The 22,733-nt window shown below is 68.6% G+C and carries 19 protein-coding genes and 2 tRNA genes; 3 read left to right on the top strand and 18 right to left on the bottom strand.

Annotated elements, in window-relative coordinates; all coding sequences use genetic code 11:
- Nucleotides 1-25: 25 nt before the first annotated feature.
- The 16 genes from ACYVGY_RS10690 to ppsR all read right to left on the bottom strand — a co-directional run bounded on the left by ACYVGY_RS10690 (nucleotide 26) and on the right by ppsR (nucleotide 12,525).
- Nucleotides 26-2,317: an MMPL family transporter gene (locus tag ACYVGY_RS10690; protein ID WP_460457478.1), complete on the bottom strand. Its 2,292-nt coding sequence runs from the start codon at nucleotides 2,315-2,317 to the stop codon at nucleotides 26-28.
- Between the two features lie 4 nt (nucleotides 2,318-2,321).
- Complete coding sequence (locus tag ACYVGY_RS10685) at nucleotides 2,322-2,930, bottom strand: outer membrane lipoprotein carrier protein LolA (RefSeq protein WP_460457477.1); 609 nt, start codon at nucleotides 2,928-2,930, stop codon at nucleotides 2,322-2,324.
- Nucleotides 2,927-3,346 (bottom strand): acyl-CoA thioesterase, encoded by a 420-nt coding sequence (locus ACYVGY_RS10680; protein ID WP_460457476.1) that lies wholly within the window; start codon nucleotides 3,344-3,346, stop codon nucleotides 2,927-2,929. Before ACYVGY_RS10680 ends, ACYVGY_RS10685 begins: the two co-directional genes overlap by 4 nt.
- Entirely contained in the window at nucleotides 3,333-4,886 is a 1,554-nt protein-coding gene (locus tag ACYVGY_RS10675; RefSeq protein ID WP_460457475.1) for an HAL/PAL/TAL family ammonia-lyase, read from the bottom strand. Before ACYVGY_RS10675 ends, ACYVGY_RS10680 begins: the two co-directional genes overlap by 14 nt.
- Nucleotides 4,883-5,806 carry an LpxL/LpxP family acyltransferase gene (locus tag ACYVGY_RS10670; RefSeq protein ID WP_460457474.1) on the bottom strand — a complete coding sequence of 308 codons (924 nt, stop codon included), beginning with the start codon at nucleotides 5,804-5,806 and terminating at the stop codon, nucleotides 4,883-4,885. Before ACYVGY_RS10670 ends, ACYVGY_RS10675 begins: the two co-directional genes overlap by 4 nt.
- A complete protein-coding gene (locus tag ACYVGY_RS10665; protein WP_460457473.1) occupies nucleotides 5,803-6,549 on the bottom strand; it encodes a glycosyltransferase family 2 protein in 747 nt (248 codons plus the stop codon). The genes ACYVGY_RS10670 and ACYVGY_RS10665 overlap by 4 nt, the downstream gene beginning before the upstream one ends.
- Complete coding sequence (locus ACYVGY_RS10660) at nucleotides 6,546-8,231, bottom strand: AMP-binding protein (protein WP_460457472.1); 1,686 nt, start codon at nucleotides 8,229-8,231, stop codon at nucleotides 6,546-6,548. Before ACYVGY_RS10660 ends, ACYVGY_RS10665 begins: the two co-directional genes overlap by 4 nt.
- Entirely contained in the window at nucleotides 8,221-8,754 is a 534-nt protein-coding gene (locus tag ACYVGY_RS10655) for a COG4648 family protein (protein ID WP_460457471.1), read from the bottom strand. Before ACYVGY_RS10655 ends, ACYVGY_RS10660 begins: the two co-directional genes overlap by 11 nt.
- A gap of 2 nt (nucleotides 8,755-8,756) precedes the next feature.
- Entirely contained in the window at nucleotides 8,757-9,038 is a 282-nt protein-coding gene (locus ACYVGY_RS10650; protein ID WP_460457470.1) for an acyl carrier protein, read from the bottom strand.
- 21 nt (nucleotides 9,039-9,059) lie between these two features.
- On the bottom strand, nucleotides 9,060-9,275 hold the full coding sequence (locus ACYVGY_RS10645; protein WP_460457520.1) for a phosphopantetheine-binding protein: 216 nt from the start codon (nucleotides 9,273-9,275) through the stop codon (nucleotides 9,060-9,062).
- A 25-nt stretch (nucleotides 9,276-9,300) separates the two neighbouring features.
- Complete coding sequence (locus tag ACYVGY_RS10640; RefSeq protein WP_460457469.1) at nucleotides 9,301-10,083, bottom strand: lysophospholipid acyltransferase family protein; 783 nt, start codon at nucleotides 10,081-10,083, stop codon at nucleotides 9,301-9,303.
- Nucleotides 10,076-10,801: a beta-ketoacyl synthase chain length factor gene (locus tag ACYVGY_RS10635; protein ID WP_460457468.1), complete on the bottom strand. Its 726-nt coding sequence runs from the start codon at nucleotides 10,799-10,801 to the stop codon at nucleotides 10,076-10,078. The genes ACYVGY_RS10640 and ACYVGY_RS10635 overlap by 8 nt, the downstream gene beginning before the upstream one ends.
- Nucleotides 10,802-10,938: 137 nt before the next feature.
- Nucleotides 10,939-11,014: transfer RNA gene (locus ACYVGY_RS10630), tRNA-Glu, on the bottom strand.
- A gap of 31 nt (nucleotides 11,015-11,045) precedes the next feature.
- Nucleotides 11,046-11,121, bottom strand: a tRNA-Ala gene (locus ACYVGY_RS10625).
- A gap of 43 nt (nucleotides 11,122-11,164) precedes the next feature.
- Complete coding sequence (locus tag ACYVGY_RS10620; RefSeq protein WP_460457467.1) at nucleotides 11,165-11,665, bottom strand: DUF1249 domain-containing protein; 501 nt, start codon at nucleotides 11,663-11,665, stop codon at nucleotides 11,165-11,167.
- 38 nt (nucleotides 11,666-11,703) lie between these two features.
- The gene (ppsR, locus tag ACYVGY_RS10615) at nucleotides 11,704-12,525 is read right to left on the bottom strand and encodes a posphoenolpyruvate synthetase regulatory kinase/phosphorylase PpsR (protein WP_460457466.1); all 822 of its coding nucleotides are present in this window, start codon (nucleotides 12,523-12,525) and stop codon (nucleotides 11,704-11,706) included.
- A 159-nt stretch (nucleotides 12,526-12,684) separates the two neighbouring features.
- On the opposite strand from ppsR, the gene ppsA reads away from it, so the two are divergent.
- From ppsA to ACYVGY_RS10600, 3 genes are all read left to right on the top strand, one after another.
- The gene (gene ppsA / locus ACYVGY_RS10610) at nucleotides 12,685-15,057 is read left to right on the top strand and encodes a phosphoenolpyruvate synthase (RefSeq protein ID WP_460457465.1); all 2,373 of its coding nucleotides are present in this window, start codon (nucleotides 12,685-12,687) and stop codon (nucleotides 15,055-15,057) included.
- Nucleotides 15,057-15,956: a mechanosensitive ion channel family protein gene (locus ACYVGY_RS10605; RefSeq protein WP_460457464.1), complete on the top strand. Its 900-nt coding sequence runs from the start codon at nucleotides 15,057-15,059 to the stop codon at nucleotides 15,954-15,956. Before ppsA ends, ACYVGY_RS10605 begins: the two co-directional genes overlap by 1 nt.
- A gap of 104 nt (nucleotides 15,957-16,060) precedes the next feature.
- Nucleotides 16,061-19,168, top strand: a complete 3,108-nt coding sequence (locus ACYVGY_RS10600) for a diguanylate cyclase (protein WP_460457463.1) — start codon at nucleotides 16,061-16,063, stop codon at nucleotides 19,166-19,168.
- A 15-nt stretch (nucleotides 19,169-19,183) separates the two neighbouring features.
- On the opposite strand, the gene ACYVGY_RS10595 is transcribed toward ACYVGY_RS10600, so the two are convergent.
- Nucleotides 19,184-22,132: a two-component regulator propeller domain-containing protein gene (locus tag ACYVGY_RS10595; protein ID WP_460457462.1), complete on the bottom strand. Its 2,949-nt coding sequence runs from the start codon at nucleotides 22,130-22,132 to the stop codon at nucleotides 19,184-19,186.
- Nucleotides 22,129-22,683, bottom strand: coding sequence for an oligoribonuclease (gene orn, locus ACYVGY_RS10590; RefSeq protein ID WP_460457461.1), 555 nt, complete (start codon nucleotides 22,681-22,683; stop codon nucleotides 22,129-22,131). Before orn ends, ACYVGY_RS10595 begins: the two co-directional genes overlap by 4 nt.
- Nucleotides 22,684-22,733: the final 50 nt, after the last annotated feature.

The following is a 22,733-nucleotide window of genomic DNA, read 5'->3' as shown; positions in this document are numbered from 1 at the left end:
CGTGCCGTCCGCGGAAAGTGGGTTGTCAGGTCGCCGCGGGTGCGGCGGGTCGGAAACAGGGTGTCATCAGCCAGACCAGGCCAATGCCCAGCAGCAGCGCGAGGCCGAAGCTGTGCAGCGCGGGGGTGGCCGATAGCGCCAGCAGGCCGAAGGCCAGCAGCGTGCTCGCGGCCCCGAGTGAAACGGCCAGCCAGCTGGCCGGGTCGTCGTGATGTTCGAGCAGGAAGATGCCGTAGTCCACGCCAACACCGAGCAGCAGCAGTTGCGCCAGCACGCCGAACAGCTGCAGGGGCACGCCCAGCCAGCCCAGCAAGGCCAGGCTCAGGGTGGCCGCCAGCGCGGTCGGCAGCCAGGCCCGCCAGGCCCGGCGTCCGAAGCGAAGCCATAGCGCCAGGGCGACCGCCAGATAGCCGGCGACCAGCAGGCCGGACATTTGCTGGCGATAGTGCGCCAGCACGCCCGAGACGGTCGCGCTGCGGTCCACCCAGCGCACGCCGGGCAGCCCCTCGGCGCTGGCGGCGACGTCCGTCAGCTGCTCGGGAACCAGGCCTTCCAGCAGCACCAGGCTGCCCCAGCGACCGCCCACCTGGCCCAGCCAAAGCGGGCGCAGCGGTTCCGACACCGGATGCTGCAGCCAGTCCTGCATCGCGAGCGGTTCGGGCAGCCCCACGGGCGCTGCCGGCGGCTCGTTCATCAGCTCGGCCGCGCGCGCCAGTACCCGGCCTTCTGCCGCTACTACCCTGCCCGCGTCTTCGCGCTGGCGGGCCGAGGAAGGCAGCCAGTCGCTGACGGCGCGCCAGCCGCCCAGGCGATCGGCCTGCACTAGGGCGGCGAGTCGCTCGGTCAGGGCTTCTTCGTGGACGCGGACCTGTTCGGCATCGTCACCCTCGACCAGGAAATACTGCGCCGGACTAGGCAGCCCGAGCACGCGGCCGAGCCTCGCTTCCTGGGCCAGCAGCGCCGGCGGCGAGGACTGCAGGCTGCGCAAGTCGTCATTCACTGTCAGCCGCGGCAGGCCACTGGCGATCACCGCCAGTCCCAGGATCGCCGCCAGCCAGGTCGGCCACCGATTCGAAAGCCGCGGCCAGCGCGCCAGACTGCGCCCCACGGCCGAGGCGAAGGCGCTCGGTCGCGGGGCGTCGCGATCTAGCCAGGGGAACCACAGCGCGACGGTCAGGAACGCCGCGCTCAGGCCGGCGGCCGAGAACACCGCCATTTGCCGCAACCCCGGGAACGGCGCGATGCCCAGCGCCAGATAGGCCAGCGCGCTGGTCACCAAGGCCAGGGCCAGGGCCGGCAGCAGCCGACGCATCATCAACGGCGGCGCTAGCCCAGGCTGGGCCTGGCGGCTGGCGAACCAGTGGATGCCGTAGTCCTCGGCCACGCCCACCAGGCTGGCGCCAAACACCAGGGTCAGCAGATGTACTTGCCCGAAGACCCAGGCCGTCACCGATACACCGGCCGCGCAGCCCACCAGCAGCGAGGCCGACACCATCAGGATCGGGCGTGGGCTGCGGAAGGCCAGCCAAACCAGCGCGATCACGGCGAGCAGTGAGCCCAGGCCGATGGTGCCGACTTCGGAGCGCGCCTGGACCGCCGCCGATTCGGCATGGAGGGGAACGCCACCGGCGATGATCTCGACCTCGCCGGCGGCAGCCTGTGCCGCGGCGCCCGCGGCGGCCAGCGCGGACTGCAGGTGTCGTTCGCCGTCGAGCTGGAAGGCCGCTGCCCGGCTCTCGAGCCGCAGCAGCGCCCAGTCGCGAGACTCGCCGCGCACCGCCAGCAGGCCGTCGCGGCGCGAAAGTTCGCCGCCGGCGCGGGCCTGCCACCAGTCCTGCCAAAGTCCGAGCGGATCATCGCGCCAGGCGCCGAAACCGCCGCCGCCAGGCGCATAAAGTCGCGCCAGCGCGAGGTCGACCGCCTGGGGTGCATCCAGGTCCGCACGCTGGGCCGGCGTCAGCAGGCCGCGCCGGTGTTCGGCGTAGAACGCGAGTGCGCCCGCCAGGGCGTCTTCGTCGCCTCGCGCGACCGTCAGCGGTGATTCGGCGCCCGCCAGGGCGGCTTCAAAGGCGTCGGCCGCCACGCGGGTCCGCGACCAGTCGGGCGCGCCGACCAACACCACCACCTGGCGCGTGGCGCCGCCGGCCAGCGCCTGGTTCGCCGCCTGCAGCAAGGCGTCGTCGGTTTCGCCGGGCAACAGCGCCAGCACATCGCTGTCCAGCCGCGCGTCGCGCCAGAATCCGACCTGATGCAGCCCCAGGCCAGCAACGACCAGCAGCCAGCCCCAGGCCAGCATCTTCCAGCGACGATGAGGCACCGGCTCAGTCAAACCGCGACGCCTCCTCGGGAGTCGCCGTCGCCGGCGCGTCGGACAGGGCCACGAAGCGCAGCGTGGTCACGTCGCCGCCCGCCTCCTCGATCAAAACCTCGCGCACGAAGCGGTCGCCGCGGAGCGTGATCAGGCTGAATACCTGCTTCAGCTCGTCCTGCCGCGGCCGTAGCAGCAGCCGCCAGTCGCCGGTCGGGTCCAGATGTTCTTCAAGCTCGAAGCGCTCTGCGAGGGCCGGCAGATCGCCCGACACCAAGGCCATCAGCAGCGCGTTCACCGCCGCCGTTCCGGGTGATTCGGCGGTATCGAGCAGCACCCGCTGGCTGCCGTCCGGCAGGCGAGTCAGCAGGCGATCGCGGGTAAGCAGCGTGGTGGACGCGAAGGGCTCGCGGGTATCCCATGCCACGCCGCGCTCGCGCAGCAGCAGGAAGTCGCCGCGTGACACCAGCGGATGCCGGAAGCCCTGCAGCTGCTTGCTCTGTTCGAACTGCCCGCGCAGCACCGGCGGCTGTGCCAGGCGGACGCGGATGCCCTCACCCTGCCCCGCCCAGACCGGGCAGGCGAGAAGCAGCGCCAGCAGTCCCGCCAGTACCCGCGTCACGGCGCCAGCCCCAGGCGCTCGAACAGCACCGCCGGCGAGGCGTAGCACATCTCGCCGGTGGCCAAGTCCACCGCCACCTGGACGGTGTGTGCGCGATGGATGACCTCATCGCTGGCCGCGTCACGGACCAGGTAGTCCATGCGCAGGCGGTTTTCCCATTCAGTGATCGTCGCCCTGATTACGATCCGCTGCCCGTAGCGAACCGGGCGCACGTACTTGCAGCGCAGGTCCACCACCGGCCAGGCGTAGCCGGAGTCGCGCATCTGCGGGTAGTCGTAGTTGATGGTCTGCAGCAGGGCGCAGCGCGCCAGCTCCAGGTAGCGCACGTAGTTGCCGTGCCAGACGATATCCATCGGGTCCAGGTCGTGGAAGCCCGGGCTCAGTTCAACTTCCAGGCTGTGCTCAGGCGTCGACATACAGTCCCCATGTCTCGGTGCGAACCGCCTCCAGCAGTGAGCGCAGCTCGCCATCCAGCGCGCGGTCCTCGGTGACCAACGGCAGGCGTGCCGACAGGTCGGCGTGCATCGCGGCCAGCGCCGGCGAAAGCTGCAGTTCGCCCGACACCCGCTCGCGCAGCGCGATGCCCTGGCGCGCGGTTACCAACAGCGCCACCACGACCTGCTCGGTCAGCTCGATGATGCGCAGCGCGTCGCGGGCCGCGATGGTGCCCATGCTCACCTTGTCCTGGTTGTGGCACTCGGTGGAGCGCGAGAACACCGAGGCCGGCATCGTCAGCTTCAGCGCTTCCGCGGTCCAGGCCGAGGCGCTGATCTGCAGCGCCTTGAGACCATGGTTCAGCGCGGCGCGTTCGCCCTGTGCGGCCGACAGGTTCGCCGGCAGGCCGTGGCTGTAGCGGGCGTCCACCAGCAGCGCCATCTGTCGGTCCAGCAGGTCGGCCAGGTTGGCCACGGCATTCTTCATCGAGTCCATCGCGAAGGCGATATGGCCTCCGTAAAAATGACCGCCGTGCAGCACCCGCTCCTCGACCGCGTCGATGATGGGGTTGTCGTTGGCCGAGTTCAGTTCGTCCTCGATGTTGTTGCGCAGCCAGGGCAGCGCGTCCTCGAGCACGCCGATCACGTGCGGCGCGCAGCGCAGGGAATATCGATCCTGAAGACGCTGCTCGTTGCGCGGCGGGCGGTCGGAGGCGAGGTCGTCGCGCAGTCTTGCCGCCACGCGCTGCTGGCCTTTGTGCGGTTTCACGGCGAACAAGGTCTGGTCGAAGTGATGCGCATTGCCCGCACTTGCGAGCACGTTGAACGCGGTGATGCGGGTGGACAGGCGGCCCAGGTAATCGGCCCGGCGCCAGGCGAGGCAGGCCAGCGCCGTCATCACCGCGGTGCCATTCATGATCGCCAGGCCTTCCTTCGGGCGCAGCCGCAGCGGCTTGAGTCCGTGCAGTGCCAGCGCCTCGGCAGCCGGCATCACCCGGCCTTGGTGCCAGGCTTCGCGTTCGCCGCAGAGCACCGCGGCGACGTAGGACAGCGGCGTCAGGTCGCCGCTGGCGCCGACCGAGCCTTCGGCCGGAATCATCGGCAGGATGTCGTGGGCCAGCAGTGCCTGCAGTTGGCGCAGCAGGCCCAGGCTGACGCCCGACATGCCCTGGGCCAATGACTGCAGCCGCACCAGCAGCACCGCGCGGGTCTCCTGCGGATCCAGGAAACGTCCCAGTCCACAGCCGTGGTAGGCGTAAAGATGATGCGGCAGCTCGGCGACCAGCGCCGGCGGTATCGCCACCGTGCAGGAATCGCCGTAGCCGGTGCTGACACCGTAGACCACGCCGTCCTCCAGGATCAGACGATCGACGAAGTCGGCGCCGCGATTGATGCGGGCTTCGAAGGCCGGATCGCGCGAGAGTTCGACGCGGGCCGTGGCGCGAGCCACTGCGACGACGTCTTCGATCCGCAGCGGGCGGCCGTCGATCAGGACACAGGGGGAATCAGGTGCGGCGGTCATCGAGAGACATCCCAGAAGGGAAAGAAGTTGAACCAGTCATACGGCGATTGTCGCAGGCAGGCGGTCATCCAGGCGGCGAAGCGGGCGGCCTGTTCAGTCAGCCCGGCCTCGCGATCGCCCCGCGCCAGCATGATCCGCTCGCTGAACGGCAGGATGTCCGCCCGGTAGCCGTCGTGATGGTGCAGGCAGGACAGCAGCCAGACCGGGCAGCGCAGCACGGCGGCAATCAGATAAGGGCCGGCCGGCAGCGCGGCCGGGTGACCCAGGAAGTCGGCCTGCACGGTGCGGTCGCCGCGCACCGGTACGCGGTCGCCGGCGATGGCGATGAACTCGCCCGCCGCCACGCGCTCGGCCAGCAGCATTGCCGTGCTGGGCGAAAAATCGGTGACCTGCATCAGGCGCACGCTCGCCTCGGGGTTGATGCGCTCGAGGATGCGGTTGAAGCGCGGCGCGTGCGCGGTGTGCACCAGAATCGTGACCCTAAGCCCCGCGCGCCAGCTTGCCGCCATCTGCATCAGTTCAAGGCAGCCCATGTGCGCGGTGATGATCACCCCGCCCTGCCCGGCCTGCGACGCGGCCAGCATCGCCTCATGCCCGCTGAAGGTGACCCGCTCGCGCGGATAGTGGCCGCCGATGGCCAGCATCTTGTCGAGCAGCGTCTCGGCGAACATGAAGAAGTGCCTGAGGCTCTCGCGCCTGCCCGGCGCCTGCGCGAACACGCCCTCGGCCGCCTGCAGCCGCGCCAGGTACTGCCGCGAGGCGCGGCGCGCAACGCCGCTGCCCAGCCAGTACACCAGCACCACCGGGTACAGGCACAGGCGGAACGGCAGCCGGCCGAGCAGCCGATACACGCCGTATAGCAGCCAGGTGCCGCCGACAAACGTCGTCTCGCCGATGTCTGCCCAATGCCGCCGCGTCATGGTCGCGGCCGCTTGCGCGCCAGCAGGCGCGGCAGCCGCCACAGCATCCCGAAGAACAGCCGGGTGTGCATGGCGGTGATCAGCGCATTGTCGCGCCAGACCTGGAAGTGCGACACGCCGTCGCTGGGATAGCGGACCCGGGTGTCGAGATTGCGCACGGTCAGGCCTTCCCAGTAAAGCCGCACCAGGATCTCAGTGTCGAAATCCATGCGCCGGCCTATCCGGACCCGCTCAAGCAGCGCCAGCGTCGGCGCCAGGGGATAGACCCGGAAGCCGCACATCGAGTCGATGATCTGGAAGGACAGGGTGTTGATCCATACCCAGACATGGGTGGCATAGCGGCCGTAGAGCCGCGCCTTGGGCACCGAGGCGTCGAAAAGCGGTCGGCCGTTGATCACCGCGTCGGGATGGGCGCGCGCCTCGGCAAGGAAGCGGGGCACATCGTCGGCCTCGTGCTGGCCGTCGGCGTCAATCTGAAGGGCGTGGCTGTGGCCGCGTCGCGCCGCCTCATGCAGGCCGGCGATGACCGCCCCGCCCTTGCCCTGGTTCCGGGCCAGGCGCAGCAGCGACACCCCGGGCTGGGTCGCAAGATCGTCCAGTATCGCCGCGCAGGCCGCTGACGAGCCATCGTCCACCAACAGGCAGTCCGCGCCGTGGGCCCGCAATCGCGCGACTACCTTGCCGATCGCGTGCTCGTGGTCGAACACCGGGATCACCACGAGCGGATTGAAATCCGTACTCACGCCGCTGCCTCGATGGCGAAGCGCAGGCGCCCGCTCGAATGCACGCCGGTGTCGGAATGAAAGCGGAAGCCCAGCACGCCGGTTTCCGGATGCCAGTCCAGGCTGACTTCCAGCTGCGCTCCCGGACGTACGAGATGCATGAACTTCACCGCCTCCATGCGCAGGAAACGGCCGTTGAATCCGAATGCGGCGCGGCCCAGGCGCACCGCCCAGTCAATCATGGCCACGCCGGGAAGAATGGTGATTCCCGGGAAGTGGCCTTCGAACGCGGCCAGCTCCGCCTGTACGTCCAGCTGGGCCTTCGCGGCCACCGGCGTGCGCGACGACCAGACGGGCTCGGGCAGCAGGGGTCGAAACAGGGCGGCCAGGGCGCGCTGGCTGGACTTGCCCAGGCTGTCGGCGGGTAGTGCGTCGAGGAAACGCCAGCGCCGTGGGATCGCGATGGCATCGGCATGGTCGGCCAGCCAGGCGCGCAACGCGGCGACCAAGCTTGCCTTGCCCTCCGCGGCCAGCAGCGTCTGCCCCGCGGCGCTGGGCACCGCCGCGACGGCCAACAGGACGCGGTGGCCCGGCAGCGGCAGCAACCGCACGTCGGCCAGCAGCGGAGAAGCCTGCAGGCGGCGCTCGATGGCGCCCAGCGAGATGCGGCGCTCTTCGAGCTTGAGGATGCGATCGACGCGGCCACGCAGTTCGAAACCACCGTCCGGGATTGCCCTGGCGCGATCGGCGGTGGTGTACCAGTCATCCTCGGCAAGATGCGGCGAACGAATCGCCAGCACCCCGTCCTGCACCCGCCACGCCACCCCCGGCAGCGCCTGCCAGGGCTTGGGCGCCCCGCCGGACTGGCGCCAGGCGATGCCGCCCGTCTCGGTACTGCCGAACACCTCGATGGCCGCCTGGCCCCACAGCCTGCGGACGCTGTGCGCGGCGTCGGCCGGAAGCGGGCCGCCGGACGAGAACGTCGCGCGCAGGCTTTGCGACAGATCGCTCCAGTCCTGGTTTTCCGGCAGCCGTTTGAGATGAGCCGGGCTCGCCACCAGGACCAGCGGTGCCTCGCCCAGCGCCACCAGCTGCTCGTTGAAACCGATGCGCTGGCGCGCAAACGGTCGCTGGCTCGACAGCGGCCAGAGCAGTCGGAACAAAAGGCCGTAGATATGCTGGTGCGACACCGTACCCTGCACCACCGCAGCGCCCAGCGTGGCGCCGAACGCCGTTTCCAGCGCCGCCACTTCGCTGTCGAGCTGGTGCAGCGTCTTGCGGATGGCACCCGGTTCGCCGCTGGACCCGGAGGTGAACAGGACGAGCTGGCAGGCCCGAGGGTCAAGGCCCAGCGCCCCGGTCGGGGTGATGGGCGCGGCGTCGGCGCGGAAGCCGTCCGGCAGCTCACCAGCGCGTGCCTGCACGTGCGCATCGAGGCTGGCCAAGGTGGCCGGCAGACGATCGCCCGGCAGCCAGGGCGTGCGTCCGGCCAACCAGGCGCCGAACAGCGCCGCCGCGAACTCCAGGCCGTCGTCGAGATACAGCGCCACGTCGCGGGCATCGCGCTCGCCGTAGGCCTGCTGCCAGGCGCCCACCCGCGCCAGAAAATCGGCGTTGCCGACGTCGGTCGCGACCGGCGCATCATCGGGCAAGGACCAAGCCAGTCGCTGGCCCAGCGGAATACGTTCGCGGCTAGTGGCCATGACGGGGTCGCACCAAGCGTTCGCCCAGGAACATCGCGGCGATCAGGCCGTAGGCGATCAGACCGTTGTATAGCGCCCATGCGGCGTCACTGGCATACAGCGCCGTGTACAGCGCCACGCTGCCGTTGGCTAAGAAGAACAGGCACCAGGCGACGGTGACCTTGCGCAGGTAGGGAATGGCCTCGGGCGGAAGCCCGGGATGCTGCAGGCGCGCCAGGCGCTCGATGACGGTCGGGGGCCGCTGCAGGCTGGTGGCGAACACGACCAGGAAGGCGGCGTTGACCAGCACCGGATAAAGCTTGAGCGGAAGCCCGTCGTTGCTGAGCATGCTTGCCAGGACCAGGCCGGCCGCGCAGGCCGCGGCCACCAGCCAAACCGCTTCGCGCGACACCGCGGCGCGAAGCAGCGCCATCGCCAGCAGCAGCAGCGCCAGCCAACGCGGTTCGAAATGGGCCAGGCCCAGCCAGATCGCCAGCGGGTACAGCAGGGTCGCCAGCCCGGCGAGCGCCGTCGCCGCACGCATGATCAGGGTCCCGCGAGGGCGTCGTCGGTGCCGTGCATCATCGCGTGAAGCGCGTCGACCACGTCCTGCACGCTGCGCACGGAGCGGAAGGCTTCAGGCTTGAGGTTGCCACCCAGCAGCGGCTTGAGCTGCACGATCAGGTCGACGGCGTCGATGCTGTCGATGTCGAGGTCTTCGCCCAGCTTCGATTCAAGCGTCACCTTCTCCGGATCAATGCCGAAGGTGTCGTGAAGAATGGCGACGATGCGCTGGAAGAGTTGGTCCTTGGTCATGGTATTGCTCATGCGGTGCGGCGGCCGGTGGCCTTATTGCTTGCGGTTGGCCGCCACGAAGGCGCTGAGCGCGCGAACCGAGGCGAAGTGCTGGCGGGTCTCCTCCGAGTCGGCGGCAAGCGTCACGCCGTAGCGTTTCTGCAGCGCCAGCCCGAGCTCCAAGGCGTCGATCGAGTCCAGTCCCAAGCCCTCGTTGAACAGCGGTGCCTCGACGTCGATGTCGTCGGCGACGATGTCCTCGAGCGACATCGTGGTGATGATCAGTTCCTTGATTTCAGCTTCCAGCGCCAGCACGAGCCAACTCCGTCTTGAAGGTTGTTTCCAGGTGGTCGGTCAGCCGGCGGGCCGCCAGGGCCTCGGCGCTTCCAGCAGTGAACGGGGCCACCGCGATATCCGGCAGGACCTCTATTCTGATGTGAAATCGACGTGAGGGCACACGATACCATTTCTCACCCTTTCCCAGCGTTGGCGGATAGCACTGAACCAGCACCGGGGTCACGTCCAGCGCGCCCCTGACCGCGATATTGGCGGCCCCGCGCTGCAGCGGCCCCAGGGCCGCGCCGCGCGGGCTGCGGGTGCCTTCGGGGAAGATCACGAGGTTCTTGCCCGAGCGCACGGAATCAATGCAGTCCTGCACCAGGCCGGGGCCGTTGTCGTTGAAAATGTAGCCGGCCGCGCGCAGTGGTCCGCGGGTGAAGGGGTTGCTAGCCAGGCGCGACTTCACCACGCAGTCGGCGTTCTCGATCATTCCGATCAGGCAGACGACGTCAATCAGGGTCGGATGATTGGCCAGCACCAGCAGGCCCCTTCGCTGCAGACGCTCGGCGCCGTGGATTTCCCAGCTCATCACGCCCAGGGTCCGCATCAGCCAGACGTGGCCGGCGAAACTACGCTGGATCAGGCGGCGGGCCAGCGGTTCGAGCCGCGCCGGATCCCGGACCAGCAACCGCAGCAGCGGAAAAAACACCAGCCCCAACAACGCGCCGCCCAGCCCGAAGACGGCGAAGGACAACGCCGTGCCGAACACACGCCATGCGTAGTTGATCCGATCACCCATGCCGCCGCCAGCAGCGGGTGCCGGACGGTGACACCAGCTCACCCTCGCCCGCCAGCGCAAAACGCAGTACGTCCAAGCCATGGGGCAGCGCCGAGGCACGGAATTCGCCGCCCGCGTGGGGCTGCAGCGAAAGCTGTGGCGAACCGGGCCGCGGGCTGCCAATTCGCCAGGCCCAGGCCCAGGCCGCCTCGGGTTCATCGCGGTATTCGCCGTAGGGTTCCGGGGTCGGGCCGTCGTAGACCACCACCAGCACTTCAGGGGCACCGTCCGCCAGCAGGGCCAGCGCTTCGGTCACCGCCGCCTCGGGCGACTCCAGTCCAGCCGATATCGCCAGGTAGTTGTCGGTCAGGCCGCGGGCGATCGAATACTGCGCGGCGATCGCGTTGTGGGTGGACAGGCCGAAGTGGGTCGGCGACAGCGGCTCGCCGCGCGCCTGCCCCGCCAGCATGTCGTAGGTGCGCGCAACGTCGCCATGGCGCGAGGCAAACACCATCGGCAGCCCGGGCTCGGTCTCGGTCTGGCAGCGCCAGGCCACCTGAAGCGCCATGCGTCCGAGCGGTTCGAGCCGGCGCCGCTGCATCGCCGGCATTTCGGCAAGGACCGGGGTGGCGGCGCCGACGGGCAGCGTCGGCTGGCGCGCCCAGGCCAGCCAGTCTTGCTCGGCCTCCAGGCCCGCGGCGAATCCCGACCAGCCGAGCAGGCTGAAATGTCCATCCATTGCCATCGCCTCCTGCGTCCCGGGCGCCATCATCCCGCGGCTGGAAGCAAAAAGAAAAAGTTTCCGCTTTCCTCACCTGGCCGAAGAAGCAAAAAAAGCCCGGCGTTGGCCGGGCTTTTTTTGCACACTTTGTAATCTGGCGTCCCCACGGGGATTCGAACCCCGGTCGCTACCGTGAAAGGGTAATGTCCTAGGCCTCTAGACGATGGGGACTTGGAACTGGGTGAAGCGTGTTGCGAATAAGTGGTGGAGCTAATCGGGATCGAACCGATGACCTCTACAATGCCATTGTAGCGCTCTCCCAGCTGAGCTATAGCCCCACCGAAGGAAGAGGCGGAAGTTTAGACATCCGTCTGTGACTCGTCAAGCGCAAGCGACGTTTTTTTCGTCGGCGGCTTCCGGCTCCCGTCCCGACAGGGTGTCGGGGCCATGCCCCTGGCCATCCAGATAGTCCAGCCACTTGTTGAGGAAGCTGTTCATCCGCAGCCGGTGGCTGAGCATGGCCTGCACGCTTGGCCGCAGCCCCAGCACGTCTTCCCAGTGGCGGCCGACGTAGCAATGAGTCACTTCGGCCTGGCGGGCATCGCGGTAAAGGCGGACGTAGGCAGAAGGATCGGGCTGCCCGGTCTGGGCGTCCTGCATCCGGTAGCTCAGGCGCAGTTCGACGGTATAGGCGTGCTGGTGCAGGACATCCACGACCAGGTCCAGACCGTCCGGGACGCAGGACAGATAGCTTCCCGTGGCCAGCAACTGTGGCTTGAACATGCGGTCAAGGCGCTGGAAGTTTTCGCCATACAGGCCCATCAGCCAGGCGAAACGGCTCAGGCGGGGCAAGGCGTTGCGGTCGTTGTCGGTCGCCGGCATGGATTGATGCTAGCACGCGACTTGTGATGCCCTGGGCCTCAGAACATGTGCCGGTGAATGCCCTGCTGGGCCAGCACTTTGCCGGCGATTTCCTCGATCGAGGTATGCGTGGTGCTCAGCGCCGGGATGTTTTCCTGACGGAACAGCGCCTCGGCCTGGACCACCTCGGCCCGGCAGGTCTCGAGCGTGGCGTAGCGGGAGTTGGGGCGTCGCTCGTTGCGAATCTGCTGCAGCCGATCGGGATCGATGGTCAGGCCAAAGAGCTTGCGTCGGTGCGCCCGCAGGCGGCGCGGCAGTTCCCTGCCCTCCAGGTCTTCCTCGGTCAGCGGATAGTTCGCCGCCTTCACGCCGTAGTGCAGCGCCATGTAGAGGCAGGTCGGGGTCTTGCCCGAACGCGACACGCCGACCAGGATCACGTCGGCGTCGTCGTAATGCACGTCCATGCCGTCGTCGTGGGTCAGCGCGTAGTTGGTGGCGTTGATGCGCTGCTCGTAGGCCTTGAAGTCGTACATGCCGTGGGCATGTCCCACTCTTGCCTCGCGGCGGACGCCCAGCTCCTGCTCAAGCGGGCTGATAAAGGGCGCGAAGACGTCAAGCATCATGGCGCCGCTTTCCGCCAGCAGGTGATTGAGCTCGGGATCGACCACGGTATTGACCACGACCGGCCGGCAGCCGCTGTCGGCGCCGGCGCGGCGGATCTCGGCAACGGCGGCCTCGGCCTTCTCGACACTGTCGACGAAGGCAATCCTTCGGGTCTGGAACTCAACCCCCGAAAACTGGGTCAGCAGGCTATGGCCGATGGTTTCGGCGGTGATGCCGGTGCCGTCGGAAACATAGAAAACCGGTCTTGCTGCCGTCATGCCCTGCCCTCGCGCCTCGCGCCGGGGCCCGACGCATGATTACCCAGCCAGTTCAAGCTTGTATGGGGTAGCCCCGGGGTCGCATCATACGCAGCTCGGGCCCCTTCTACAGCGGGCCCACCGCCTGGCCGCCCCCTTCCCCAGCCCACGGAGACCCCCTTGAACGCCGACGTCCTTTGGCTGCACGAACTTCGTCTTTCCGATCTGGCCCAGGTCGGCGGCAAGAACTCTTCGCTGGGCGAGATGATCGGCCAGTTGTCGCATCTGGGCGTGTCGGTGCCGGGGGGCTTCGCCACAACCGCCGACGCGTTCCGGCGCTTCATCGCCCACAACGATCTGGCCCAGCGCATCTTCGACCGCCTGGCGGCGTTCGACGTCGAGGACGTGGATGCCCTGGTGGCCGCCGGCGCCGAGATTCGCGGCTGGGTGATCGACGCGCCGCTGCAGGCCGAACTCGACGAGGCCATCCGCAGCGGCTATCGCCGGATGTGCACCGAGGCCGGCGCCGGCGAGATCGCCGTAGCCGTGCGCTCGTCGGCCACCGCTGAGGACCTGCCCGACGCCAGCTTCGCGGGCCAGCAGGAAACCTACCTCAACGTCACCGGCGAAGACGACGTCGTGCGCAAGGTCAAGGAGGTCTTCGCCAGCCTCTACAACGATCGCGCCATCGCCTACCGCGTCCACCATGGTTTCAAGCATGAGGACGTGTTCCTGTCGGCCGGCGTGCAGCTGATGGTGCGCTCGGATATCGGCGCCTCCGGCGTGCTGTTCACGCTCGACACCGAGTCCGGCTTCCGCGATGCGGTCTTCGTCACCTCCAGCTACGGTCTGGGCGAAATGGTCGTGCAGGGCGCCGTGAACCCGGACGAGTTCTACGTCTACAAGCCGACCCTCGAACAGGGCAAGCCGGCCATCCTGCGCCGCACGATCGGCTCCAAGCTCATCCGCATGGTCTATTCCGACCAGCCCGGCGAGCGCGTCCGCATCGAGGACACGCCGGCCGAGCTGCGCCGCCAGTTCTCGATCAACGACGCCGACATCGAGGAGCTCTCGCGCCAATCCCTGGTGATCGAGAAGCACTACGGCCGGCCGATGGATATCGAGTGGGCCAAGGACGGCAACACCGGCAAGCTCTACATCGTGCAGGCGCGCCCGGAAACGGTGAAGTCGCGCGCCAGCGCCACCCAGATCGAGCGCTACCACCTGCTGTCCAAGGGCGAGGTGCTCACCGAAGGGCGCGCCATCGGCCACAAGGTGGGTGCCGGCGTGGCGCGCGTGGTGCGCAGCCTGGCCGAAATGAGCAAGTTCCAGGCGGGCGATGTGCTGGTGGCCGACATGACCGACCCCGACTGGGAGCCGATCATGAAGCGCGCCGCCGCCATCGTCACCAACCGCGGCGGCCGCACCTGTCATGCGGCCATCATCGCCCGCGAGCTGGGCGTGCCGGCCGTGGTCGGTACCGGCGACGCGATGAGCACCATCCCCGACGGGGCGGAGGTCACCGTGTCCTGCGCCGAGGGTGACACCGGCTTCATCTATTCCGGCCTGCAGGGCTTCGAGGTCATCACCACCGACCTGGGCAATATGCCGCCGGCGCCGCTAAAGATAATGATGAACGTCGGCAACCCCGAGCGCGCTTTCGACTTCGCCCAGCTTCCCAACCAGGGCATCGGCCTGGCCCGTCTTGAATTCATCATCGCCCGCCAGATCGGCGTGCATCCGCGCGCCCTGCTCGAGTACGCCGGGCAGCCGGCCGACGTGAAGAAGCAGATCGACCAGATCACCGCCGGCTACGCCAGCCCGGTCGACTTCTACGTCGAACGCCTGGTGGAAGGCATCGCCACCCTGACGGCGGCGTTCGCCCCCAATCCGGTGATCGTGCGGCTGTCGGACTTCAAGTCCAACGAGTACGCCAACCTGGTGGGCGGCAAGGCCTACGAGCCGCACGAAGAAAACCCGATGATCGGTTTCCGCGGCGCCTCGCGCTACGTGCATCCGGACTTCCGCGATTGCTTCGCGCTCGAGTGCCGCGCCGTGAAGAAAGTCCGCGAGCAGATGGGCCTGGAAAACTGCTGGATCATGATCCCGTTCGTGCGCACCCTCGGCGAAGGCCGTGCGGTCATCCGCACGCTCGAGGCCAACGGCCTCAAGCGCGGCGAGAACGGCCTGAAGGTGATCATGATGTGCGAGGTTCCGTCGAATGCGCTGCTGGCCGATGAGTTCCTGGACATCTTCGACGGCTTCTCGATCGGCTCGAACGACCTCACCCAGCTCACCCTGGGCCTGGACCGCGACTCCGGCATCGTCGCCGAGCTGTTCGACGAGCGCGACCCGGCGGTGAAGAAGCTGCTGTCCATGGCGATCTCGGCGGCCCGCGCCAAGGGAAAGTACATCGGCATTTGCGGCCAGGGGCCATCCGATCACCCGGATCTGGCCGACTGGCTGATGCAGCAGGGCATCGAGTCGGTGTCGCTCAATCCCGACACCGTGGTCGATACCTGGCTGCGGCTGGCCAAGCTCAAGGCCCGCTGATGGCTATCGCCGCCCTGTTCACCGACCCGATCGGCACCGCTCGCGACCTGGCCCTGCAGGCCGCGCAATCGGACTGGCTGTGGCGAATCGCCGTCGCCCTGCTGATCGGCCTCGTGGGCATGTGGCTGGCCCGCCTGCTCTCACGCGGTCTCGATCGCGGCATGCAGCGCGCCGGGCTCGAGCAGATCCTGCGCGATTTCCTTCGCAACATCGCCTACGCCACCGGTCTGGTGGTCGTGTTCGTGGCGGCGCTCGATGCGCTCGGGGTGCCCACCACCTCGATGCTGGCGGTGCTGGGTGCGGCCGGCCTGGCGATTGGCCTGGCCCTGAAAGACTCGCTGTCAAATATCGCCTCGGGCGTGATGCTGATCGTGCTGCGCCCGTTCCGCGCGGGGGACGTCGTGGAGATCGCCGGGCGCGAGGGCGTCGTCGAGCGGGTCGGCATATTCCAGACGGTGCTGCGCGCCTTCCAGAACCATGACATCACCCTGCCCAACAGCGAGGTCACCACGTCGCCGATCGTGAATTTCACCGCGCGCGGGGAGCGCCGCGTGGACGTCAGCGTGGGTATCGGCTACGGCGACGACATCCGCCAGGCGCGCGAAGTGCTGCTGGGCATCGCCAAGGCCAACGAGAAGGTACTCGAAGAGCCGGCATCGGACGTGGTGGTCAGCGGCTTGGGTGAGAGCAGCGTCGATCTGGTGCTGCGTGCCTGGGTCAGGACGCCTGACTTCGCGGGCACCCGCAGCGCCTTGACCGAGGCCATCCATCGTGACTTCGGCCGGGCCGGCGTCTCGATTCCCTTCCCACAGCGTGACCTGCATGTTTACCACCACGACGCCGATGGCCGTCCGCTGGCCCAGGTCACGGCGGCCTTGGAAGACGCCGACAAGCGCTGAGCCGGCTGCCCTGAGGGCGCCGGAACCCGCGGGATGGCCCTAGCCTGCCGCGCTGGGCATACTCGGGCATAGACCACTCACTTCTTCCCGAGGGCGGCGGACGCATGCGCAGCTGGCACCGAATGGCGGCGATTCTGGCAAGCGTGCTGGCCTTGGTGCCTGCGCATGCCAGCGATCACCACCCGCCGTTCCTTAGCCTGGAACGCTACGGTCTCGATGAGGGCCTGTCCCAGCTGTCGGTTACCTCGATCGTCCAGGACGACCAGGGCTTCCTGTGGATCGGAACGCAGGAAGGCCTGAACCGTTTCGATGGCCAGCGATTCACGGTCCAGCGCCGGCAGCAGGATGTGGACGCCGGGCCGATCAGCAGCAGCGTTGAAACGCTCGCCCACGACGGGCAGTCGCGGCTTTGGATCGGCACCAACGACGCCGGCCTGGAGCGGCTGGACCTGCGCTCCGGCGAACGTCTGCGGATCGGTGCCGAGCAAGGGCTGTCGCACCTGACCGTTGGCAAGCTGCTCCTTGATGCGGAGGCCGGCGCCTGGGTCGGCTCCGTGCGCGGCATCGACTACGTTGACGCGGCGCTGGCCTCGGCCCGGAATCTCGGACCGGAACTGGCGGTGGTGGCGATGGTTCGTGCCGGCGGCGACGCGTTTGCACTGGATGCGCGCTGCGGGCTATGGCAGCTGCATCGGGACCGGATCGAGCCGATCGCGTTCACGGCCGAAGGCTTCCGCGCCTGCGTGGCGCTGCAAGGCTCGTCCGAAGGCCTGTGGCTGGCAACCCTGTCGGGCGAGGTCGCCCTGGTGTCGCCGGGCGGCCAGCTTCTGAAGCGTTTCGACCGCGCCGAGATCAGCCCGCCCGAAGCCAGCCTGACCGCACTGCTGCTGCGACCGGGTGGCGAACTGCTGCTGGGGCACGACGACGGCAGCGTCATCCAGTTGGACGTGCGCGGCGACATCGGCGCCCGCCGCCTGGCGTTCGAACCGGATATCGGCGGCGCCATCCAGGTGCTGAGCCAGGATCGCGACGGCGTTCTGTGGATCGGCACCCACACCCGCGGCCTGTTCCGCGGCCGGCCGCTGTCGGCCGCGATCCGTCGCGACCTGGCCAGCGCCGACGATCTCGGCGCCTGGCCCGTGCAAAGCGTGCGCTCGATCTGGCGCCAGAGCGGCGTTGAACTGATCGGCACCGACGCGGGCCTGGCCTGGCGTACCGCGCCGGACGCGCCCTGGCGCGCCGTTCCCGAACTGGGCAATACCTCGATCCGCGCCATCGCGGCCGATGCCAAGGGCGGCTGGTGGCTGGGCACCCATCGCGGCCTGTGGCGCATGGATGCCCAGGGCCAGGCGACGCCGCAGTCGCCCCTGCCCGACCCGCGGGTCACCGACCTGCTGGTGGAGGGAGACGATGTCTGGATCGCGACCCGCGGCGGACTCGCGCGGCTGCGCGACGGCGTCCTGACGACGGCGGGCGTCCCGCCCGAACTGGACGGCGAGTTCCTGACCAGCCTGATGCGCGACTCCCGCGGCAGGCTGTGGATCGGCAGCAACGAACGCGGGCTCTACCGCCTCTGGCCCGACGGCGAGCTCGAACACCTCTGGCCGGGTAACGGCCGCCTGCCGCAAAACTCGATCTGGGCCCTGCACGCCAGCACCGACGCCTACTGGATCGGCACCTTCGCCGGCGGCCTGCTGCGGATGGCGCGGGACGATGACGCCGTGCGCAGCTACACCAGCGCCGACGGGCTCTCGAACGACGTCATCTACCGGATACTCCCCGACCGTCGTGGCCGGCTTTGGCTGAGCACCAACAACGGCCTGAACGTGCTCGATCCTGCCAGCGATGTCATCCAGTCGCTCGGCCCCGGCGACGGTCTGCGCAACCGCGAATACAACAGCGGCGCCGGCCTGGTGGACGCCAATGGCCAGCTCTTCCTTGGCGGTACCGAGGGCCTGGACGTCGTCGACCCCGAGCAGCTCGGCCTCGCCAGCCCGCCCGCGATTCCGGTGGTGTCTGGCCTGCACGTGATCGGCATGCGTCGCGGCGGCGTGCCGGCGCAGGACGATCGCCGGTTTGACACGCTCTACGCCGATCGCGTGCAAATGGATCCGCGCGACGCCGTGCTGGCCTTGGACCTGGTCGCGATCGACTTCTCGGCCCCTGACGCGGCGCGACTGCGCTATCGCATCGGCGGCATCCACCAGGACTGGGTGCAGACCCGGGGGCCGCAGGCCGAAGTGGTGCTAAGCCACCTGGCGCCCGGTGACTACCCGCTGGAACTGGCCGCTGCCGGCCGGGACGGGCGTTTCGGACTTGTCCGCACGCTGGTGATCGCCGTGCCGCCGCCAGCCTGGCGTCATCCCCTGGCCTACCTGGCCTATGGCCTGTTCGGCTGCCTGCTGCTGGGCTGGGGCTATTCACGCATCGGTGCCCGCAGCCGCGAGCGCGAGCGCCAGATCGTCCTGCTCAACCGGACGGTGGCCGAACGCACCGCCGAACTCGAGCGCGCCAATCACCAGCTCAAGGCGAACAACCGGGAGCTGGAGGTCGCCACCCGCACCGATCCGCTCACCCACGTCTCGAACCGTCGCGACCTGCAGCAGTGGCTTGCGCGCGAGGGACTGCAGATCGTGCGCGAGGCCGCCAGCGCCGGTGACGAACGCGGCGGCATCGTCTTCTTCATGATCGACATCGACAATTTCAAGCATGTGAACGACAGCCATGGTCATTCGGTCGGTGACGAGGTGCTGGTGGCCTTCGCCGCGCGCCTGAGCAGCCTGAGCCGGGGGCATGACGTGGTGGTGCGCTGGGGCGGCGAAGAGTTCCTGTGGATGCTGCGCGAGCTGCATATGCACGATGCCCCCGCCGTGGCCGAACGCATCCGCCGGGTGATCGTCGATCAGCCTTTCGTCCTGCCCTCGGGCCTGTCGCTTTCCATCACCTGTTCGATCGGGTTCGCGCCTTGGCCGTTCTCCGCCCGGCATGCGGTGGTCGGCGATTGGGAGCAAAGCGTGGCTCTGGCCGATCGGGCGCTGTACGCCGCCAAGGCGGCCGGCAAGAACGCCTGGGTCGGGCTGGCGCCGGGCCCCGCGCTGGGGCCGGTGGGACTGGAATCGCTGCTGCTTGGCCGTCCGCCGGACGCCATGGAGTCGGGCAGCGTCCGCGTACTGCACTCGACGCCCACGGCACCGCGCTTTCCGCAGCGCTGACGCCAGGGCTGTGCGCTAGCGACTGACCCGATTGCGGCCTGCGTGCTTGGCGGCGTACAGGCGCTCGTCGGCGTGCGACACCAGGCGCTCGTGGTGCGACAGGCCAGTACGTTCGGCCAGGCCGATGCTGGCGGTGATCTGAAGTCCCGGGGCGAAGTCGCCGCAATCAATCGCCTCGATCGCCGCGCGCAGCCGCTCAGCCCACTGCGCGGCGGTATCCATGCCCATCTGCGGGAACAGCAGCGCGAATTCCTCGCCGCCCCAGCGCGCCACGCCCAAGACACTGGTGCCGCTATCGGCCTGGACGAGGGACAGCTGGCGCTGCATGACCTGCGCCACGCGGCGCAAGGCCTCGTCACCGACGTCATGCGAGTAACCGTCGTTGATCTGCTTGAAGTGATCAATGTCGAGCAGTCCGAAACACAGCGGCTGTCCCTGGGCAACGGCCTCCTGGTAAGCATGGGCCAAGGCTTCGTCCATGCTGCGGCGATTGGGCAGGCCCGTCAGTGCGTCGGTGCGCGACAGCTGCTCGAAGGTCTGGGACTGTTTTCGGATGGTCTCGTTCTTGAGCTCCAGCTCGCCGTTCTTGTCGCTCAACGCGCGGGTGCGCTCGTCGACGATCCGGCTGAGCTGGGCCTCGCGCGCCTTCAGCTTGCGCACCTTCGTGCGGTAAACCGCGTAAAGCACCAGCGCCAGCAGCGAACCCGCCGCCGGCAGGAACCAGGGGCGTTGGTACAGGCGCGGCTGGATTTCGAAGTTCACCGAGGCGGTTTCCGGACTCCAGCCGCTGCCGCGCTGGGCGGCGCTGACCTGGAACCGGTACTGCCCCGGCGGCAGGTTGGTGTACTGAGCGTTGCGCCGGGTGCTGCGTTCGACCCAGCCATTGTCGAAGCCTTCCAGCCGGTAGCGATAGCGGATCTGCTCGGGCGTGCGGTAGCTGAGGCTGACGTAGTCGAGCTCGAGCTTGCGGGTGCCGGGCGGCAGCACCAGGCTGCCGGTGGCGCTGGTACTGGCGTCGTCCACGCGCAGGCCTTCGATGACCACCGGCGGCGGCGCCAGCTGGTAGCGCGGCAGTTGGTCGGGCTGGACGACCGCCACGCCCTTGGCGGTCGCGACCCAGATGCTGCCGTCGTCGGCGCGCAGCGCGGCCGGGCCGGAGCCGCCGTTGCACTGGGCGCTGCCCATGCCGTCGGCCTCGGCGAATTGCTGGTAGTCCAGACGCGCGCCACTGCCGTTGGCGACCGACTCCATGTCGTCGCGGCGCACGTAAACCACGCCTGCGTTCGAGCTGAGCCAGAAGTTGCCGTAGCTGTCCACGACCACCTGGAACACCGCGTCCACCGGCAGCCCCTGTCGGCCGCCGACCATGCTCAGCTCGCCGTTTCGACGCCGGACGAGGCCGCGGTCGGTGGCGAACCACAGGGTGCCATCCGCATCCTCGTGCATGCCGAACACGTCCTGGGCGCCGTCCATCGGCGACAGGTCGAGGGCGGTGATTTCCTCGCCCTGAATGCGTGCGGCGCCGTTGGACGTGCCGACCCAGACACTGTCGTCGGACGTTTCGAGCAGGCTCAGCACGAACGCGCGCGGCAGACCGTCCTTCTCGCCCAGCACCTCCCTGCGTTCGCCCTGTCGCCGCATCAGGCCGCGCGCCGTGCCTATCCAGAGGGTGCCGTCGCGCCCTTCGTGCACCGCGCGCACCTGGTTGGAGGGCAACATGCCGTCGGTGCTGGTCAGGCGTTCGAGCACCTGGTCGTCGCGCCAGCGCAGCAGGCCGGTGGAATAGGTTCCGATCCAGATGTCGCCGTTCCGGTCCTGGGCGAGGCTGAGCACGGAGTCGGAGGCCAGCGCCGGTGTATTGGTGACCACCTCGTCCCGCCAGCGGTCCAGGCCGCGGCTGGTGCCGATCAGCAGCTCACCCTCCCGGGTTTGCAGCATCGCCCGGACATAGTCGTCCGCCAGGCCTTGGTGGCTGTCGATGGTGATGAAGGGCGTGTCCGCGAAGCGCATCAGGCCGGCATTGGTGCCTACCCACAGGCTGCCCTCGCGGTCGGCGAACAGCGAGGCGACCCGGCTGTTGGGCAGCCCGTCGGCGACGTCGAAATGCTCCAGGCCACGATCGCCGAGGCGGAACAGCCCACGGCTGACGGTGCCGATCCACAGGCTGCCCTGCTGGTCCACCTGCAGGCTGGCCACCGCCACCGCCGGAACCTCATCGCTGACCGGCTCGAAACGACCGCCGCGGCCGACATACAGGCCCTGTTCGGTGCCCACGTAGAGCTGGCCATCAGGCGCCAGCGCCAGGCTGAAGACGGCGCCGGCCGGCAGCCCGGCGTCGGTGGAAAACGTTTGCACGCGGTCGCCTTCGATCCGCGCCACGCCCAGCCCGGTCGCCGCCCAGATCGCACCAGAACCGTCCTCGACGACCGCATAGCCAACGTCGGACGCCAGACCGCCGTTGACGTCGAACACCGTCGCTCCTTCCGGACCCAGGCGGGTGATGCCACGACTTTCCGTGGCTACCCAGATGCGTCCCGCGCGATCCTCGATCGCCGCGAAGGTTTCGTCCTGGGTCAGCCCTTCGGCCGTGGTGTAGGTGGTCCATTCTTCGCCGCGCAGTACGCTGACACCGCCACGCGACGTCGCCACTACCAGGTTGCCGGTGGGTCCGACGCTGACGGCCCGGATGCCGCTATCGAGCAGTGCCGGCACGTTGTTGCGGCCGAAGCTGCGGAACTCCTGGCCGTTGTAGCGGACCACGCCTTCCCAGGTCGCGAACCACAGATAGCCCTCGGGCGTCTGCGCGATCGAGTTGACCTGGTTGTGCGGCAGGCCGTCGCGCGTCGTCCAGACTTCGCGCGCATAGGCGTCCAGGGCCTTTTGGTCCGAGGCCAGGACCGGCAGCGAAAGCAGGGCGAACAGCCCCGCCAGGAGGCACGTGGCGCGGCGGAGAGCCTGGCTCATTGTCCGCCCAGCTTGCCCATGTGCTGGCGGTAGTGCGCCAGTTCCTTCACCGACTCCCGGATATCGGACAGCGCCGTGTGCGCGCCCACCTTGCTCAGGCTGGCCAGCACGTCCGGCGCCCAGCGTCGGGCCAGTTCTTTGAGGGTGGAGACGTCCAGATTGCGGTAGTGGAAGTAGCGCTCGAGCTGCGGCATGTGCCGGACCAGGAAGCGGCGGTCCTGGCAGATCGAATTGCCGCAGATCGGCGACTTGCCGGCCGGCACCCACTCGCCGAGGAAGTCCAGGGTCAGCGCCTCGGCGCGAGCCATGTCCACTTCGCTGTCGAGCACGCGCTGCCAAAGCCCGGAGCGGCTGTGCGTGTTGCGATTCCAGTCGTCCATCGCCTCGAGCCGCGCCAGCGGATGGCGGATCGCCAGCTCGGGGCCCTCGGCCAGGATATTGAGCTGGCTGTCGGTGACCAGGGTGGCGATCTCGAGGACCGAGTCGCTGTCGGGATCCAGCCCGGTCATCTCCAGGTCGATCCAAATCAGGTTCTGCTCGTGGCTTGGCATGCGCGACGGGGCTGGCGGCAGTGGGGATGGCCGCATCATACTTCAGCCCC

Source organism: Arenimonas alkanexedens (assembly GCF_054781355.1).
The sequence above is the reverse complement of the archived record's forward strand: the minus strand, read 5'-3'. Positions and strand labels throughout refer to the sequence as shown.

Coding starts and splice junctions, on each gene's coding strand:
- ACYVGY_RS10660 (WP_460457472.1), bottom strand. CDS start 8,231: ATGGCCACTAGCCGCGAACGTATTCCGCTGGGCCAGCGACTGGCTTGG.
- ACYVGY_RS10650 (WP_460457470.1), bottom strand. CDS start 9,038: ATGAGCAATACCATGACCAAGGACCAACTCTTCCAGCGCATCGTCGCC.
- ACYVGY_RS10655 (WP_460457471.1), bottom strand. CDS start 8,754: ATGCGTGCGGCGACGGCGCTCGCCGGGCTGGCGACCCTGCTGTACCCG.
- ACYVGY_RS10645 (WP_460457520.1), bottom strand. CDS start 9,275: ATGTCGCTCGAGGACATCGTCGCCGACGACATCGACGTCGAGGCACCG.
- orn (WP_460457461.1), bottom strand. CDS start 22,683: ATGCCAAGCCACGAGCAGAACCTGATTTGGATCGACCTGGAGATGACC.
- ppsR (WP_460457466.1), bottom strand. CDS start 12,525: ATGACGGCAGCAAGACCGGTTTTCTATGTTTCCGACGGCACCGGCATC.
- ACYVGY_RS10605 (WP_460457464.1), top strand. CDS start 15,057: ATGGCTATCGCCGCCCTGTTCACCGACCCGATCGGCACCGCTCGCGAC.
- ACYVGY_RS10620 (WP_460457467.1), bottom strand. CDS start 11,665: ATGCCGGCGACCGACAACGACCGCAACGCCTTGCCCCGCCTGAGCCGT.
- ACYVGY_RS10680 (WP_460457476.1), bottom strand. CDS start 3,346: ATGTCGACGCCTGAGCACAGCCTGGAAGTTGAACTGAGCCCGGGCTTC.
- ACYVGY_RS10640 (WP_460457469.1), bottom strand. CDS start 10,083: ATGGGTGATCGGATCAACTACGCATGGCGTGTGTTCGGCACGGCGTTG.
- ACYVGY_RS10595 (WP_460457462.1), bottom strand. CDS start 22,132: ATGAGCCAGGCTCTCCGCCGCGCCACGTGCCTCCTGGCGGGGCTGTTC.
- ACYVGY_RS10635 (WP_460457468.1), bottom strand. CDS start 10,801: ATGGATGGACATTTCAGCCTGCTCGGCTGGTCGGGATTCGCCGCGGGC.
- ACYVGY_RS10600 (WP_460457463.1), top strand. CDS start 16,061: ATGCGCAGCTGGCACCGAATGGCGGCGATTCTGGCAAGCGTGCTGGCC.
- ACYVGY_RS10675 (WP_460457475.1), bottom strand. CDS start 4,886: ATGACCGCCGCACCTGATTCCCCCTGTGTCCTGATCGACGGCCGCCCG.
- ACYVGY_RS10670 (WP_460457474.1), bottom strand. CDS start 5,806: ATGACGCGGCGGCATTGGGCAGACATCGGCGAGACGACGTTTGTCGGC.